The sequence below is a fragment of the Alterinioella sp. B-7 genome (assembly GCF_056857775.1).
This window is the reverse complement of record NZ_JBSXNT010000031.1, coordinates 31,260-46,696: the sequence shown is the minus strand read 5'-3', so window position 1 is coordinate 46,696 and position 15,437 is coordinate 31,260. Positions and strand designations below refer to the sequence as shown.

Annotated in this window: 17 protein-coding genes and 1 tRNA gene; 8 read left to right on the top strand and 10 right to left on the bottom strand. The window is 65.4% G+C overall.

Annotated features, from left to right (window positions below; translation table 11 throughout):
* Positions 1 to 102: 102 nt before the first annotated feature.
* On the top strand, positions 103 to 1,248 hold the full coding sequence (locus tag AC13C7_RS08580; protein ID WP_482867211.1) for an acyl-CoA dehydrogenase family protein: 1,146 nt from the start codon (positions 103 to 105) through the stop codon (positions 1,246 to 1,248).
* 118 nt (positions 1,249 to 1,366) lie between these two features.
* Here the strand turns inward: AC13C7_RS08580 and hisD are convergent, their stop codons facing one another.
* From hisD to AC13C7_RS08545, 7 genes are all read right to left on the bottom strand, one after another.
* On the bottom strand, positions 1,367 to 2,698 hold the full coding sequence (hisD, locus tag AC13C7_RS08575; protein WP_482867210.1) for a histidinol dehydrogenase: 1,332 nt from the start codon (positions 2,696 to 2,698) through the stop codon (positions 1,367 to 1,369).
* Positions 2,699 to 2,710: 12 nt separating this feature from the next.
* A complete protein-coding gene (locus tag AC13C7_RS08570; protein ID WP_172321214.1) occupies positions 2,711 to 3,247 on the bottom strand; it encodes an ester cyclase in 537 nt (178 codons plus the stop codon).
* Positions 3,248 to 3,369: 122 nt separating this feature from the next.
* Positions 3,370 to 4,530 (bottom strand): carbohydrate ABC transporter permease, encoded by a 1,161-nt coding sequence (locus AC13C7_RS08565; protein ID WP_482867209.1) that lies wholly within the window; start codon positions 4,528 to 4,530, stop codon positions 3,370 to 3,372.
* Positions 4,530 to 5,555, bottom strand: coding sequence for a carbohydrate ABC transporter permease (locus AC13C7_RS08560; protein WP_482867208.1), 1,026 nt, complete (start codon positions 5,553 to 5,555; stop codon positions 4,530 to 4,532). The genes AC13C7_RS08565 and AC13C7_RS08560 overlap by 1 nt, the downstream gene beginning before the upstream one ends.
* An 87-nt stretch (positions 5,556 to 5,642) precedes the next feature.
* On the bottom strand, positions 5,643 to 6,863 hold the full coding sequence (locus tag AC13C7_RS08555; RefSeq protein WP_482867207.1) for an ABC transporter substrate-binding protein: 1,221 nt from the start codon (positions 6,861 to 6,863) through the stop codon (positions 5,643 to 5,645).
* Between the two features lie 78 nt (positions 6,864 to 6,941).
* Entirely contained in the window at positions 6,942 to 7,997 is a 1,056-nt protein-coding gene (locus AC13C7_RS08550) for an ABC transporter ATP-binding protein (RefSeq protein ID WP_172321218.1), read from the bottom strand.
* Between the two features lie 312 nt (positions 7,998 to 8,309).
* Positions 8,310 to 8,393, bottom strand: a tRNA-Tyr gene (locus tag AC13C7_RS08545).
* Between the two features lie 134 nt (positions 8,394 to 8,527).
* On the opposite strand from AC13C7_RS08545, the gene rlmB reads away from it, so the two are divergent.
* The 5 genes from rlmB (at position 8,528) to AC13C7_RS08520 (ending at position 12,386) form a co-directional block, all read left to right on the top strand.
* Positions 8,528 to 9,310, top strand: coding sequence for a 23S rRNA (guanosine(2251)-2'-O)-methyltransferase RlmB (rlmB, locus tag AC13C7_RS08540; protein ID WP_482867206.1), 783 nt, complete (start codon positions 8,528 to 8,530; stop codon positions 9,308 to 9,310).
* 9 nt (positions 9,311 to 9,319) lie between these two features.
* Complete coding sequence (locus tag AC13C7_RS08535; protein WP_172321220.1) at positions 9,320 to 9,637, top strand: hypothetical protein; 318 nt, start codon at positions 9,320 to 9,322, stop codon at positions 9,635 to 9,637.
* A 100-nt stretch (positions 9,638 to 9,737) separates the two neighbouring features.
* A complete protein-coding gene (locus AC13C7_RS08530) occupies positions 9,738 to 10,190 on the top strand; it encodes a YHS domain-containing (seleno)protein (protein WP_474888556.1) in 453 nt (150 codons plus the stop codon).
* A gap of 178 nt (positions 10,191 to 10,368) precedes the next feature.
* Positions 10,369 to 10,842, top strand: a complete 474-nt coding sequence (locus tag AC13C7_RS08525; protein WP_482867205.1) for a CoA-binding protein — start codon at positions 10,369 to 10,371, stop codon at positions 10,840 to 10,842.
* A gap of 272 nt (positions 10,843 to 11,114) precedes the next feature.
* On the top strand, positions 11,115 to 12,386 hold the full coding sequence (locus tag AC13C7_RS08520; protein WP_482867204.1) for a glycosyltransferase family 2 protein: 1,272 nt from the start codon (positions 11,115 to 11,117) through the stop codon (positions 12,384 to 12,386).
* Here the strand turns inward: AC13C7_RS08520 and AC13C7_RS08515 are convergent.
* Both AC13C7_RS08515 and hisF read right to left on the bottom strand, forming a co-directional pair.
* Positions 12,383 to 12,691 carry a phosphoribosyl-ATP diphosphatase gene (locus AC13C7_RS08515; RefSeq protein WP_446117758.1) on the bottom strand — a complete coding sequence of 103 codons (309 nt, stop codon included), beginning with the start codon at positions 12,689 to 12,691 and terminating at the stop codon, positions 12,383 to 12,385. The genes AC13C7_RS08520 and AC13C7_RS08515 overlap by 4 nt on opposite strands.
* Entirely contained in the window at positions 12,688 to 13,449 is a 762-nt protein-coding gene (gene hisF, locus AC13C7_RS08510; protein WP_446117759.1) for an imidazole glycerol phosphate synthase subunit HisF, read from the bottom strand. Before hisF ends, AC13C7_RS08515 begins: the two co-directional genes overlap by 4 nt.
* Before the next feature lie 133 nt (positions 13,450 to 13,582).
* Between hisF and AC13C7_RS08505 the strand changes: the two genes are divergently transcribed.
* Positions 13,583 to 14,023 (top strand): DUF302 domain-containing protein, encoded by a 441-nt coding sequence (locus tag AC13C7_RS08505; protein WP_482867203.1) that lies wholly within the window; start codon positions 13,583 to 13,585, stop codon positions 14,021 to 14,023.
* On the opposite strand, the gene hisA is transcribed toward AC13C7_RS08505, so the two are convergent.
* Positions 14,020 to 14,736 (bottom strand): 1-(5-phosphoribosyl)-5-[(5-phosphoribosylamino)methylideneamino]imidazole-4-carboxamide isomerase, encoded by a 717-nt coding sequence (gene hisA, locus AC13C7_RS08500; RefSeq protein ID WP_446118684.1) that lies wholly within the window; start codon positions 14,734 to 14,736, stop codon positions 14,020 to 14,022. The genes AC13C7_RS08505 and hisA overlap by 4 nt on opposite strands.
* A gap of 138 nt (positions 14,737 to 14,874) precedes the next feature.
* Here hisA and AC13C7_RS08495 point away from each other — a divergent pair, with 138 nt between their 5' ends.
* A complete protein-coding gene (locus tag AC13C7_RS08495) occupies positions 14,875 to 15,261 on the top strand; it encodes a DUF2147 domain-containing protein (protein ID WP_474888561.1) in 387 nt (128 codons plus the stop codon).
* The last annotated feature ends 176 nt before the right edge of the window (positions 15,262 to 15,437 follow it).

Below are 15,437 nucleotides of genomic sequence, written 5' to 3'. Positions count from 1 at the left end.
TGAGCAATGCCAGCCGGACAAGGTCAAGGGGGGCATTTGACCGCTCGACATCCGCGCGATGGCGAAGAACACTGGCAGCCAGATGAGAAGGAGGTTCGCGCCATGGTCAATCCCCTGTTCCTGGACGAAGAGCACGAGATGCTGCGCGACCAGATCCGCCGCTTCGTCGCCGAGAAAGTCCACCCCGCCGCCGATCAATGGGAACAGGACGGCTGCGTCCCGCGTGAGATCCTGCGCGAGATGGGAGAGCTTGGCTTTCTGGGCATCCGCTATCCGGAGGAATATGGCGGCAGCGCGATGGACACCCGCGCGACGGTGGTTCTTGCCGAGGAACTGGGTCGCTCGACCTATGCGGGTTTCGCGATCACGGCGCTGGTGCATACCGACATGGCCTCGGTGCATCTGTTCAACGCGGGCAGCCCGGAGCAGCGCGCGGCGCATATGGCCGATGTTGTCGCGGGCCGCAAGATCGTCGCGGTGGCGGTGACGGAACCGGATGCGGGCTCGGACGTGAAGGGCATCCGCACCACGGCGCGGCGCGAGGGCGGGGATTTCGTGCTGAACGGGTCCAAGATGTTCATCACCAACGGGGTTCACGCCGATCTTTATTGCGTCGCGGTCAAGACCGAGACCGGCGGCCCGGCCAGCCGGTCGGTCAGCATGATCCTGATCGAGAAGGACACGCCTGGCCTGTCCGTCGCCCGCGTGCTGGACAAGACCGGCTGGCGATCCTCGGACACGGCCGAGCTGTCGTTCCAGGACTGCCGGGTGCCTGCCGAAAACCTCCTGGGCGAGGAAGGGCAGGGGTTCTACGCGATCATGCGGAATTTCCAGAATGAACGCATCGTGCTGGCGGCGATGACCATGGGCGAGGCGCAGGCGGCGCTGGACCTGACGCTGGATTACGTGAAGACGCGGGCGGCCTTCGGCGGGCCCCTGTGGTCGAAACAGGCGATCCGGCAGCGGCTGGCGATGCTCTCGGCCCGCGTCGCCGCCGCGCGGGCCTTCGTCTATGCCACGGCGGCCCGCGATGCGGCGGGCGAGGAGGTGGTCAAGGAGGTCTCGATGCTCAAGGCGCTCTGCGGGGAACTGGTCAACGAGGTCATGTATGATTGCGTGCAGTTCCATGGCGGCACCGGCTACATGCGCGGCACGACCATCGAACGCATGGCCCGCGACGCGCGGGTGCAATCCATCGGTGGCGGCGCGACCGAGGTGATGCTGGAGGAAGTGGCCAAGCGGCTTTGACCCTTGCGGGCGCGGCCCCGTCGCGGGGCCGGTCCGGCGGAGGGGTGATCCTTCGAAGGATCACCCGACTTTCTTCGAAGAAAGTCAGCCCGTCGTGCCTCGGGCAAATGGGCGGGCCTTACTCCGCCGCCTCGCGATGCGGCGCGCCCTCGCCGTAGGGGACGTTCACCCCGCCATAGCGGCGCACGCGGATGTTGCATTGCTCGGCATGGCCGACGAAGCCCTCCAGCATGCAAAGGCGGCTCCCGTATTCGCCGATCATGGTCGCGGCCTCGTCCGTGGTGATCTTCTGGTAGCTGTGCGTTTTCAGGAACTTGCCGACCCAGAGCCCGCCGGTGTAGCGGCCCGCCTTCTTCGTGGGCAGGGTGTGGTTGGTGCCGATCACCTTGTCGCCATTGGCGACGTTGGTGCGCGCGCCCAGGAACAGCGCGCCGTAACAGGTCATGTGCTCCAGGAACCAGTCGTCGCGGTCGGTCATCACCTGCACATGTTCCGACGCGATATCGTCGGCCACGTTCAGCATTTCTTCATAGGTATCGCAGAGGATGACCTCGCCATATTCCTCCCAGCTGACGCGGGCGGTGCCGGCGGTCGGCAGGATCTCCAGGATGCGGTCGATTTCTTTCAGCGTGCCTGTCGCCAGGCTGCGCGAATTGGTGAGGAGGACGCAAGGAGAGTTATAGCCATGCTCGGCCTGGCCCAGAAGGTCGGTGGCGCAGAGCTCAGGGTCGGCGGCGGTCTCGTCGGCGATGACCATGGTCTCGGTCGGGCCCGCGAAGAGGTCGATGCCGACGCGGCCGAACAGCTGGCGCTTGGCCTCGGCCACGAAGGCATTGCCGGGGCCGACCAGGAGATGCACCGGGTCGATGCTCTCGGTGCCGATCGCCATGGCACCCACGGCCTGGATGCCGCCGAGCACGTAGATCTCATGCGCGCCGCCCAGATGCATGGCGGCGATCACGGCGGGGTTGGGCTCGCCACCAAAGGGCGGCGTGCAGGCGACGATGCGCGGCACGCCCGCGACGGACGCCGTGGCCACCGACATATGCGCGGAGGCCACCATCGGGAACTTGCCGCCCGGCACGTAGCAGCCCACCGATTGCACGGGGATGTTCTTGTGGCCGAGGATGACGCCGGGCAGGGTCTCGACCTCGATATCCAGCATCGAGTCGCGCTGCGCCTGCGCGAAATTGCGCACTTGCTCCTGCGCGAAGCGGATATCGGCCATCTCGCGGTCGCTGACCTTGGCGATGATCGCGGCGATGTCCTCTTCGCTCAACCGGTAGGTCTCGCGGTCATATTTGTCGAACTTGTTGGCAAGCTCGCGCACCGCCGCATCGCCGCGCGCCTCGATATCCTTGAGCGTGCCCGAGACAATCGCCGCCGTCTTCGCATCATCCTCGGCCCGGTCGGCGTCAGACTTGCCGCGTTTGAGATATTCAATCGTCATTGATCACTTCCTTCATTCTGCCGCAGTCGGCTGCGGCGGTGTTTTCTCGCCCCGGTCGAAGGCTTCCCAACCCTCGCCGTCAAAGACATCGACGCCCAGTTGCGCCAGGACATGCGGGAAATCGACCATAACCCAGTTGTCGGTGATCTTGCCGTTCTCGACCTTCCAGAAATCCATGTAGCGGATCTCGACGCGCTGGCCCGTGGCCGCCAGGCCCATGAAGGGCCCGGAATGCGTTGCCTCCTGCCGTCCGAAGGCCGCCGCCCATTCGCCCATGTAGAGCCGCGCCTCATCGACGCAGACCTTGTCCGAGAACGCGGCCTGGAAGGGCTTTTGCCAATTGTCCTGAAACTCCCTCAACCCGGTCTTGGTGCCGCAGCCCCGGTTGCCCATCCAGCGGAAGCTTTCGGAAAAGAACTCGCCGATATCGGCGATCCGGTGATCGTTGAGGCCGTCCACCATGCCTTCGATCACGGCGCGGGTTTCATTGGTCTTGCTCATATCCGTGTCCCGGCTGAGCACGGCCTGTTCGGGGCGTGAGCCTTTCATCTGTCTTTCCTTTCAGAATGTCCTTAGGGGGTGTTCGAGCGCTCAGACCGCTCAGAGGTCATCCCTTGGCATCCTGTTCAGCGCGGGGTGGCGTGCCAGGCCCCCGCGCCTTGCATGTGCGCTCATCCCTTCACCGCCCCCGCGGTCAGCCCGCTGACGATCTGGCGCTGGAAGATCATGACCAGCAGGAACAGCGGCGCGGTGATCGACACGGCGGCGGCGACGGCCTCGACCTGGTCGGTGGTGGTGGTCTCGCGGTTGAAATAGCCCGCGATGGCCGGAACCATGGTCTGGTTGGACTGGTCCAGGAGCAGCGAGGTCACGAGGAAGTCGTTATAGGCCAGCAGGAAGCTGAACAGGCCCGTGGTGATCACGCCCGGCCACATGACCGGCATGATGACCCAGCGGAAGGCCTGAAAATGGGTGCAGCCATCGACGCGCGCGGCCTCGTCCAGCTCATTCGGGATGTTCTGGAAGAAGGACCGCAGCATCCAGATCGTGAAGGGCTGGTTGATCGAGACCAACACCGCGATCACGGCCAGCGGCTGACCGTAGAGCGTGGGCGCGTTTTCCCCGAGGATGGGGCGCAGGATCTCGGCCGAGTTCACGAAGACCGGCAGGTAGCCCGCGACCAGCACCGAATGCGGCAGGGCACGGAAGATCAGCGCGATGATCAGGATCCAGAAGGCGAGGTTCGAGCCCGAGCGCGCCAGACCATAGCCCGCCAGCGTGCCCACGGTCAGCGAGACGGTGACGACACCGACGGTCACGATCAGCGAGTTGATGAAGTTCTCGTAGAAGGCGTTGTCGACCCAGACCGACCAGTAATGGATCGTGGTCAGGCCAATAAGCGGGTTGCCAAGCGGCCCCAGGATGGCGTTCAGCCCGTTCAGGATCAGCGGCAGGATCACGAAAAGGCCGACCACGAAACTGATGGCATAGGCCAGCGCGCCAATGATCCACCCGGCCCAGACCTGCCCCCCCGGCGAATGTTGCGCGACCATCTTCGGCAGCCAGCCCATCGCCAGCTTTACGGCGAAGAACAGGTAGACCAGCCCCAACACGATGTCGATGATCGACAGACCGTCGCCGCCATCGCGGGTGACCGGGCCAAAGATGACGTTGAGCGGATTGGCGTCAAAGGCATCGACCGGTGACTTGAAGCTCATCACGCCGATCCAGAAGATCGGGAAGGCGGCCAGAAGGCACCAAAGGGCGAGGAAACCGGCAGATCCCAGGCGCAGGGACAGCGATTGGCGCATGGCGCGGGGTGTATCGCTCATCAGTGGGAGCCTCCCTTGTGGTCGCGCCAGGTGCGGCGCAGCAGCGGGATGAGAAGGAAGACGATGCCCACCATGGTCAGCATGGCCGAGGCAGAGGCGCGTCCGAAGGCGCGGTTGCCGGCATCGTCGGGTTGCAGGAAATCATAGGTAAGCCATTGCAGGCTGATCACATGTGCCTGGCTGGTGAAGCCGACGATCTCCTCGAAGACGCGATAGGTGTCCATCAGATGGATCAGCGCGATGAAGATGATCAGCGGCATCAGATGCGGGATAATCACATAGCGCAGCCGCTCCCACCGCGAGGCGCCGTCGATGATAGCGCTTTCCAGCGTGTCCTGGTTCACGGTCTGAAGGCCCGCGTAGAAGATCACGAAGGCGAAGGGCGCGACGTGCCAGACGCGGTAGAACAGCATCATCAATTCGATCGTCCAGGCCTGCGCGAACATGGCGATGTCGCGGTCAAGCCAGACCTCCAGCGCCGAGGTCAGGATACCGTCGCCGATGAAGAGCCAGCGGATCGACAGCGCGCCGATCACGGGTGTCACGATGAAGGGCAGCAGCGAGATGAAGATGACGGGGCCGCGGATCGACCGCGCGGCATTGTTGACCGCCAGCGCGATCGCCAGCCCGGTGCCAAGCACAAGCGGCAGCGTCACCAGCGTGAACATCAGCGTGAAGCGCAGCGCGGCGTAGAAATCCACCTGCATCAACTGGCCCCAATCCATCGCCCGGATCGCGGCGCCCGCGGCTTCGGGGTCCAGCACGCGGGTGAAGTTGGTCCAGCCGACCCATTCGGTCGTGGTCACGACCTCTCCGAACTCGTCCAGCACGGGGCGGGTGACGGTGGTGGTGGTGCAGGTCTGGGTGATGAAGCCCGGTGTGCAGGTCTCCTCCTCGACCATTTCGACCACAGGCTGCGTCAGTTGGAACGCGCCCACGAAAACAGTGACGAGGGGGGCCGCGATGAAGAGCAGCATGAGGAAGACAGAGGGGCCGACGAAGGCGGCGAATGTCTTGAATTTCATGGGGACTCTCCCGGGCAGGTCGTGGTGTGGGGGATGGGTGGGGCAGGGCGCGGACGCCCTGTCCCTTTCTGTTCAAGAAGGCCCGGATTACTCCAGCACGCCCGCTTCCTGTGCGGCGGTGGTATAGGCCGCCTCGACCGCTTCCAGCGCTTCCTCGGCACTGGCGTCGCCGGTGAAGAAGGCGGCCAGTTCGTTGCCAAGCGCGGTGTGCATCAGGCCCATCTGGCTGGTGGAGGGGTAGGCCGGGGGCGGCGGGGTTGCGCTTGCGGTGGCAATCGCCCCCAGGGCCAGGCGGCCCGGCTCATAGCCTTCGATCAGCCAGATCGCGGCGTCGTTGTTTGCCTCGACCATCTCGCGGTCCAGCCCTTCCATCACCACGCGGAAGGCGGCTTCGGCTTCCTCGTCCGAGATGTTGGACGCGATCACGACACCGTCCCACCACAGGGTGGTTGCGGGCGCGGCCCCTTCGATCGCCATCGGCGCTGCGGCGGCATCGACCAGGCCCACGACCTGGCTTTCGCCCTCAAGGTCCATCGCCGATCCGCGCGAGGCCCAGAGGTTCGCCATCGCGATGCGGCCCTGCTGGAACTGCTGCTGCACATAGGTGGAGTCGGAGACGAGGTATTCGGGATCCATGAATTCGGTCATCGCCATCATGGTTTCCAGCGCGTTCATGCCGGCCTCGGAATTGACGTTCGGGGTGCCGTCGGCATTCCAGAACTCACCGCCATAGCCGAGGAACATGTTGATGAAGTCCTCGCCCAGGTTCCAGCCGGTCTTCATCGTGGCGCCAAGCGGGTAGTCGACAACGCCCGCCTCCTGGATCACCGCGGCCGCCTCAAGCACTTCGTCCCAGGTGGTCGGCACCTCGATGCCAAGTTCCTCGAAGATGTCCGAGCGATACATCAGGTGCTGCGTGTTCACCATCATCGCGATGGCCATGATCTCGCCGTTGATGCGGATCAGCTGGTTCGGGCGCAGGTTCTGGCCATACATCTCGACAAGGTCATCCAGCGGACGGATGGTGCCTTCGTTCAGAAGCGGCGTGATGGTGCCGTTCGAGACGCCGCCGATCTGGTAGAGCGAGGGGTCGGCGGCGAAGGCCTGCGGCTGAAGCGTGCGGAATTCCTGGTTCAGCTCGGCCTGCACGTTGCCGCATTCGGCCCAGGCATCCGTGACGGCATTCCAGGCTTCGAACCCGGCCGAGAGCGAGCGCAGCTCGACCTCGTTTTCAAAGGCGCATTCGGCCATGGCAACGCTGGCCACGGCGGACATGGCACCGGCCATGAGAAAGGTCTTCAGTTTCATATCGGTCTTCTCCCGTTGGATGGTCGGACGCGGCTTTGTCTGTCTGCCACGCCCTTTCGTGAAACTTGGGTCAAGGGGTCAGCCTGCTTGCAGCCTGGCCCCGGTCTCGCGGTCGAACAGATGGCAGATGCTGGCCGGGATCGAGAACGAGACAGGATCGCCGATCTCGGCGCGATATTCCTTATGCGCCTTGACCGAGACCATCTGCCCGCCCGCGCGCGCCGCCAGCATGGTCGCATCGCCCAGAAGCTCGATGGTGTAGAGCGGCGCGGAAACCTCGCCCTCGCGGCCCGACGCGACGCTGGCATCCTCGGCCCGGAAGCCGAGCGTGATGGGGCCATCGGGTCCGGTCAACCCTTCGATGCGCACATTCTTGCCGGTGAACACGCCGTCCTGCATATCGCCGTCCATCAGGTTCATGGCGGGGCTGCCGATGAAGCTGGCGACAAAGGTGTTGGCGGGATTGTCGTAGATCTCGGTGGGCGTGCCGACCTGCTGCACCACGCCCGCCTTCATCACCACGACCCGGTCGGCCAGCGTCATCGCCTCGATCTGGTCATGGGTCACGTAGACAGTGGTGACCTTCAATTCATGGCTGAGGTTCTTGATCTGCGCCCGCGTCGAGACGCGCAGCTTGGCGTCGAGATTCGACAGCGGCTCGTCCATCAGGAAGACGGAGGGTTTGCGCACGATGGCGCGCGCAAGCGCCACGCGCTGACGCTGGCCGCCCGACAATTCGGCGGGCTTGCGGTGCAGGAAATCGGTGAGCTCCACCATCTCGGCGGCCTTCATGACACGGTCGTCATGGGTGGCGGGGTCGGCCTTGCGCACCTTCAGCGGGAACTTGATGTTGTCGTAGACATTCATGTTCGGGTAGAGGCCGTAGCTCTGGAACACCATGGCGACGTCGCGATCCTTGGGGTCGAGATCGTTGACCCGGTTGCCGCCGATCAGGATGTCGCCCTCGGTGGCCTCCTCCAGCCCCGCGATCATGCGCATCGTCGTGGTCTTGCCGCAGCCCGAGGGGCCGAGCAGCACCAGGAACTCCTGATCCGCGATGGTCAGGTCGAAATTGTCGACGCCAACGAAGGATCCCCACCGCTTGGAAATGTTGCGCAGTTGGATTTCGGCCATGAATGTCCCCCGTGAGGCGTTTTGCATACGTCTGCAACAAGGGTAGGCGGGAGGGTGGCCCTCTGGCAAGAGATTTTTGCAGACGTATGCAAAAAGTCAGCACGCCGCGAGGTGAAGAAACTGCACTCCGCATGGCGAGTATCTGATAACGCGGCGTTTTTCGGGATGATCTTCGGTAGGCCGGACTGTCCCGGCAGGGGGTGTTTCCGGCGCTCGCCTTGACCCGGGGGAAGGCCCCGCGACCCCGCTGCCGGTCCGCGCGAAGAATCACGGGACACGATTGTTTCTGGATCATCGCAGAGGGGGGTGTAGTGGTGGGCGACCCTGGAATCGAACCAGGCGTGCGTCTCCGCGAGGGAGTTACAGTCCCCTGCCACACCTTGCGGCCTGTCGCCCACGAGACGCGGGGATATAATCGAGCGCGGGCAGGGTCAATATGAAAATCGCAGGAAATGCACCGCCGATTTCGGCTTTACCTGACGGGCACCGCCGCGCTAGGCCAGCGCGATAGATGTGAAAGGGCCCGGGCGATGGCGCAGAAGAAACCGACATGGGTGATCGAGAAGGAGCGCGCCAAGAAGGCGTCGGCGGCCGAGACGATCTGGCTGTTCGGGTTGCACGCGGTGCGCGATGCGCTGCTCAACCCGGCCCGCGTCAAGCTGCGGCTGGTGGTGACACGGAACGCCGCCGACCGGCTGTCGGGTGCCATCGCCGGGGCGGGGCTGGAGCCCGAGATCGCCGATGCGCGCAAGTTTCCCGTCCCGCTCGACCCCGGATCGGTGCATCAGGGGGCCGCGCTGGAGGTCAAGCCGCTGGATTGGGGCGCGCTCAAGGATCTCTGCGAGCCGGGGCAGGGTGCGCCGCGCCTCTTGCTGCTCGACCGCGTCACCGACCCGCATAACGTGGGTGCGATCCTGCGCTCCGCCGAGGTCTTCGGCGCGCGCGCCGTCATCGCCCCACACCGCCATTCCGCGCCCGAGACCGGCGCGCTGGCCAAGACCGCCTCGGGCGCGTTGGAGCGTCAGCCCTACCTGCGCGTCAAGAACCTCGGCGATGCCATGCTGGCGCTGCGCGACATGGGGTATACGATCCTGGGGCTGGATGGCGAGGGCGAGGAGACCATCGACGCGCTGGCCGCCGACCTCACCGGCCAGCCGGTCGCGCTGGTCCTCGGCGCTGAAGGCCCCGGCCTGCGCCAGCGCAGCCGCGAGCTCTGCCATCACCTTGTGCGTATTCCCTATGCGGGCGAATTTGGCTCGCTCAACGTCTCGAATGCCGCCGCCGTCTCCCTATATGCTGTGACGAGACAGTAAGGGACACCCATGACCACCAAGATCGCCACCTGCTGCTATTGCGGCAGCCGGACACTTCTGAAACCGACCGCGCGCCACGGCCATGAGCTGGCCTGCGGGCGCTGCGGCGCGCCGCTGCACGAGATGAAGGCGATGCCGGTGCAAGAGCGCAAGGCGACAGCAAAGCCCGTCAAGCGCAGCCCGCAGCCGGTTGCGCGGTATCGCCATGACGATGACGATGACGACGATTGGGACGACCGCCCGCGCCGCCGCCGCAAACGGCGCAAGCCGCTCTGGTCCCGCGCGCTGGAAGAGGCGTTCGATTTCGTCGAGGATATTTTCGACTGATCCGGGGCTGACGGCGCATCACAGCTGCGTCAGGCGGGCTTTCATTATGCGGGCGTGATGGCAAGATGGTGGCAGAGCAGCCGCGAAAGGAGCTCCGCCCATGCTGACCCGCCGTCACACCCTTGGCCTGTTGGCCGCCGCCCCTGCCACGGCTCTGGCATTGCCCGCCCTGGCCTCGACCGCGCCGGTCTTTTCCGAGGCCGGGATTGCGATTCGCGGGGCGGATCCGGTGGTCTATTTCACCGAGGCCACGCATCGCATCGGATCCGCCGATCACGCCGCCACCTGGAACGGGGCGACCTGGCATTTCACCTCCGCCGAGACCCGTGCCACGTTCCTGGCCGATCCCGAGGGCTACGCCCCGCAATATGGCGGCTACTGCGCCTTCGCCATGTCGCGCGGCTATATCGCTTCGAGTGTGCCCGAGGCCTGGACGATCGTGGATGGGCGCCTCTACCTGAACTACTCGTTGCAGGTGCGCGAGATGTGGCAGCGGGATATTCCCGGCAACATCGCGCAGGCCAATCAGCACTGGCCCGGAATCCTGGCCTGACGGGCCTGGCAATCACAAAATTGTGTCGCCCCGTTGAAACCTGCCGCACGTTGCCTAATTATCACGTATGGCGGCCAGTTCGGAACACTGGTTACGCCCATCACTGTCCCTCGTTCCGTACTTGCGCCCGCTATGCTAGACATCAGCGGGCGCTTTTTTATGTAAATGGATCAGGGGCATGACGGAAAATCCATCCGATGAGCTGTTGAGGAAGATCTTCGCGGAAAGCCGCAGCTTTGCCTGTGTCGGCGTGTCGCCGAATCCGGTGCGCCCGTCGCATTACGTGGCGCGATACCTGTCGCTCAGGGGCTATCGCATCCTGCCGGTCAATCCGGGCCAGGTCGGGCGCGAGATGTTCGGCGCGGCCGCGGTGGCGTCGCTGTCCGATCTGGATGAGCCGGTCGATGTGGTCGACATCTTCCGCAGCGCCGAGGCAGTGCCGGGGATCGTCGAAGAGGCGCTGGCGCATCTTCCGGGGCTCAAGACGATCTGGATGCAGGTCGGCGTCACGCACGCAGAGGCCGCCGAAAAAGCCGAGGCGGCGGGGGTGCAGGTGATCCAGAACCGCTGCCCCAAGATCGAGTATCAGCGCCTCTTCGGAGAGCTGCGCATGGGCGGATTCGCGACCGGGATCATCTCGTCGAAACTGTGAAAACGGGGGGGTGCCCCCCGTACACCCCCCGATGCACCCCCCGTGCAGACGCGGGTCGCGCGCGCGCGCGCGGCCTTGGCCCCCCTCGTCGCGGCGGGATTGCCAACTTCGGCGCCTGTCTCTTACGGTGGCCGTCGCCGCGATTGTCGCGGCTGCCTTTGTGATGAGTCAGGACTGCCCTTGCCGACCCCGACCCCGATCCTGATCGCCCCCCGCCGCATTGCCGCGACCCTGGTCCGGCGGTCTTGCGGCCCGCGCAATTCGGTCTGCCCATGACACCCCCGCCCGATATCACGGTCATCATGGCGACCTGGAACCGGGGGCGGCATATCCTTCCTTCGGTCCGCTCGGTCCTGGCGCAGACCCATGGCAATTTCGAGCTGCTGGTGATCGGTGACGCGCTGACCGACGACACCGCCGCGCATCTTGATCGGATCGCCGACGACCGGCTGCGATTTTTCAACCTCGATACCCGGTATGGCAGCCAGTTCGGCCCCAACAATGCGGGGTTGGATGCGGCGCGGGCCCCGATTGCGGCCTATTGCGGGCATGATGATATCTGGGCGCCGGATCACCTGTCCCGGCTGCTGGCCGCCTATCGAGACCGGCCCGAGTTGGATGCCGTCGCCTCGGGGCTGATCATGCGCGGCGATTGGGCCGAGTTCCCGGCCAGCGTCTTCGGTCTGTTCGAGGATGCGATTCCGTTCGCGCACCGCCACTACACCCCGCCATCGGCCTTCTCGCATCGGATCGACAAGGGCGGGCGGATACGGTGGCGTGGGCGGCACGAAGCGCTTCATCCTGTAGATCGCGATTTCGTCTTGCAACTGGCCGAGCGCGGGTATGTCTTCGGCTCGACGCGGGCCGTGACGGTTCATAAATGGGCCGCCGGACGGCGCTATCTTGATTACCTGCGCCCGCGATCCGACCTGCAGCAGGCCACATTGGACGCGCTTCTCGCGGGCAGCGCCGATGCGGAAACCGAGAGGCTGATCGGGATCGCCAGGCGCAACGGGCATTTCATGCCAAGCCAGGAGCGTGCCGCCGAGCGCCTCGCGGATGCGGCGTTCCTGCAACAAACGGATAGCCGCCGCGGCCTGGATCTGCCGGACCTGATACCCCTGGGGCAGGGTGTCGAGTGGTCCCAGGACAGCGGCGACCGCGCGATGGACTGGTTTCCCGCATCCGCCCCCCCGGATGGCTTGCGCTGGTGCGGCCCCAGTCCCGAGCCGCATCTCTTGCTGCCGGTTGTAGGGGAGGGGGCCGTGCGGTTCGAGATCGAAACCGTCGCGATCAGGGAGACCGGCTTTCCGCCCCTCAGCGTGAGTTTCAACGACAGCCCCGTGCCGCATGACCTGACCGCGCGCTTTCACCTCGCGCGCTTCGTGGTCGGGCGGTTGACGGTCACCGGGCGTGCGCGACCGGACCGGCCCTCGATCCTTGGCTTTCACTTGCCGCCGGATCAGTTCGCCGGGGATCCGCCGCACCGGCTCAAGGGGTTTGCCGTCGGCGGCGTGCGGGCCTGGCCGGAGGAGAGGCCTTAACGGCCTGCCTTTTCCTCGATGCCCGACTGCCCTTCGCGCCGGTCGAGTTCCGCCAGCACCTCGGCCAGCGACACATCGCGCGCGGCCAGCATGACGGCCAGGTGATAGAGCACATCCGCCGCCTCGGACACCAGCGCGTCGCGGTTGCCCTTGACCGCCTCGATGATCGCCTCCACCGCCTCCTCGCCGAATTTCTCGGCGCATTTCTCAGGGCCTTTCGCCAGCAGCTTCGCGGTCCAGGAGGTCTCGGGATCGGCCCCCTTGCGGGCGTCAATCGTGGCGGCGAGGCGGTCGAGTGTGCTCATGTCATCCTCATCGGAATGCCGGCCGCGGCCATATGGGCCTTGGCCTCGGCGATGGTGTAATCGCCAAAATGGAAGATCGAGGCGGCCAGGACGGCGCTGGCCCCGCCGATGGTGACGCCTTCGACGAGGTGGTCGAGATTGCCCACCCCACCGCTTGCGATCACCGGCACCGGCACCGCGTCGGAAATGGCGCGGGTCAGGGGAAGGTTGAAGCCCGCCCGCGTGCCGTCGCGATCCATCGAGGTCAAGAGGATCTCGCCCGCGCCCTTTTCGGTGACCGTGCGGGCAAATTCGACCGCGTCGAGCCCCGTCGGCTTGCGCCCGCCATGGGTGAAGATCTCCCATTTGCCGGGGGCGACGGTCTTGGCGTCGATGGCCACCACGATGCACTGGCTGCCAAAGCGGTCGGCGGCGCGCGCGATCACGTCGGGGTCGGCCACGGCGGCGGAGTTGAAGCTGACCTTGTCGGCCCCGGCCAGAAGCAGGTTGCGCACGTCGTCCACCGTGCGAACCCCGCCGCCGATGGTCAGCGGCATGAAGCATTGCTCCGCCGTGCGCGTGGCCAGGTCATACATGGTGCCCCGGTTTTCATGCGTGGCGTGGATGTCGAGAAAGCAGAGCTCATCCGCGCCCGCCGCGTCATAGGCGCGGGCCGCATCCACCGGGTCGCCCGCGTCGATCAGGTCGACGAAATTGACGCCCTTGACGACGCGCCCGTCGGCCACGTCGAGGCAGGGGATGATGCGGGTTTTCAGCATGGCGGGGGCTTCGTATCTGGGGGCCTTGCCCATCTCTTAGGCAGAGTGCCGGGGGAATGCAAATGGCGCGGAGGGAACCGGAGGCGAGCGGACGGGGTTGGTCGGGGACTGTCCATGAAAGGAAGGTTTCGCCATGATCCGCACCCTGACCGCCGCCGCCCTGACCGCCATGCTGGCGCTTCCGGCTTATGCAGATTTCGAACACCGCAGCAGCAATGACGATGTCGCCACGGTGATGGATCGCCTCGAACAGGCGGTGCGCGCGGCAGGCGCGATGGTCGTCGCCCGCGTCGATCATTCCGGCGCCGCCGAAGGCGTGGGGATGGAACTGGACGATGCCGAACTGCTGATCTTCGGCAACCCGCAGCTTGGCACGCAAGCGATGCAGGAGGATATCCGCGCCGGACTGTTCCTGCCCTTGCGGATCCTGGTCTACCGTGACGGCGACGAGACCGTGATCTTCTGGCAGGAGCCGGGGGAGATGCTCGACGATCTCGATATCGACGACGACGCGGAGTATCTGGAGCGGATGGAAGAGGCGCTTGAAACCTTCGCCGAGGCTGCTGCCGGTTAAGCCAGCGCCTTCAGCGCCGCCGCAAGATCCAGCGCCCCGTCATAGAGCGCCCGGCCCGAGATCGCGCCCGCGATGACGCCAGTGTCGCGCAAAGCCTCCAGATCGGCCAGCGAGGAGACGCCGCCCGACGCGATCACCGGGATGTGCACGGCGCGGGCGAGGTCGGCGGTGGCCTCGATATTCGGCCCCTGCATGGCCCCGTCGCGATTGATGTCGGTGTAGATGATGGCCGCGACGCCTGCATCCTCGAAGCTGCGCGCAAGGTCGGTGACCATGATGTCGGTCTCTTCCGCCCATCCGCGCGTGGCGACGCGGCCCTCGCGCGCATCGAGCCCCACGGCGACCTTGCCGGGGAAGGCGCGGGCGGCGTCCCGCACCAGGTCAGGGTTCTCCACCGCGACCGTGCCCAGGATGACGCGGGCGATGCCTTTCCCGATCCACATCTCGATGGTCGCCATGTCGCGGATGCCGCCGCCCAATTGCGCAGGCACGGAGGTTTCCGCCAGGATCGCCTCGACCGCCGCACCGTTGACGGGCTCCCCTGCGAAGGCCCCGTTGAGGTCCACGAGGTGCAGCCACTGGCAGCCAGCCTCCTGGAATGCGCGCGCCTGGGTGGCGGGGCTGTCGGAGAATACGGTCGATTTCTCCATGTCCCCGCGCAGCAGGCGCACGGCCTGGCCGTCCTTGAGGTCGATGGCGGGGTAGAGGATCATCGGCGCGGCCTTTCGGGGCGGGGAAAACTGGCGCCCTTTTGCCGAAACATTCGCCGCTTGCCAAGGGAACCTCACGTCAGCCTTGCCAGAGCGCCTGCGCCCTTGCACATTCGAAGCAATGAAATGGGAGGATTTCACATGAAGAAGGCACTTCTGGGCGCTGCCCTGTTGATCGGACTGGCGGGCATGGCCGCGGCGGATCCGCTTGAGGGGACATGGCGCACCGCGCCCGATGACAACGGCAATACCGGCCTCGTCGTCGTGGCCCCTTGCGGCGCGCAGCTTTGCGGCACGCTGACCACGGCCTACGATTCCAGCGGCAACGAGATGCAATCGCCCAATGTGGGCCGCCAGATCATCTCGGAGACCGAGCCGCAGGGCGGGGGTGAGTATCGGGGCCGGGTCTATTCGCCCGACCGCGACCGCACCTACAACTCGCGCCTGCAACTCAATGGCGACACGCTGTCGGTTTCGGGCTGCGTTCTGGGCATCTGCCGCGACGGGGGCACCTGGACCCGGCAATAAGCCGCCTGCCACGCTGATAACAGCCTGATCGGGGGCCCGTGCCATGCGCATGGGCCCTTTTTCGTGGCATTTTGCCAGCGGCGCTCGCGACATCTGAAAAATGAATCATGTCAGAACAAGGGTTTGCGAGAATTCTTACGGGGAGGAAATAAAAGTGTGTTGACTACACTAAGTAT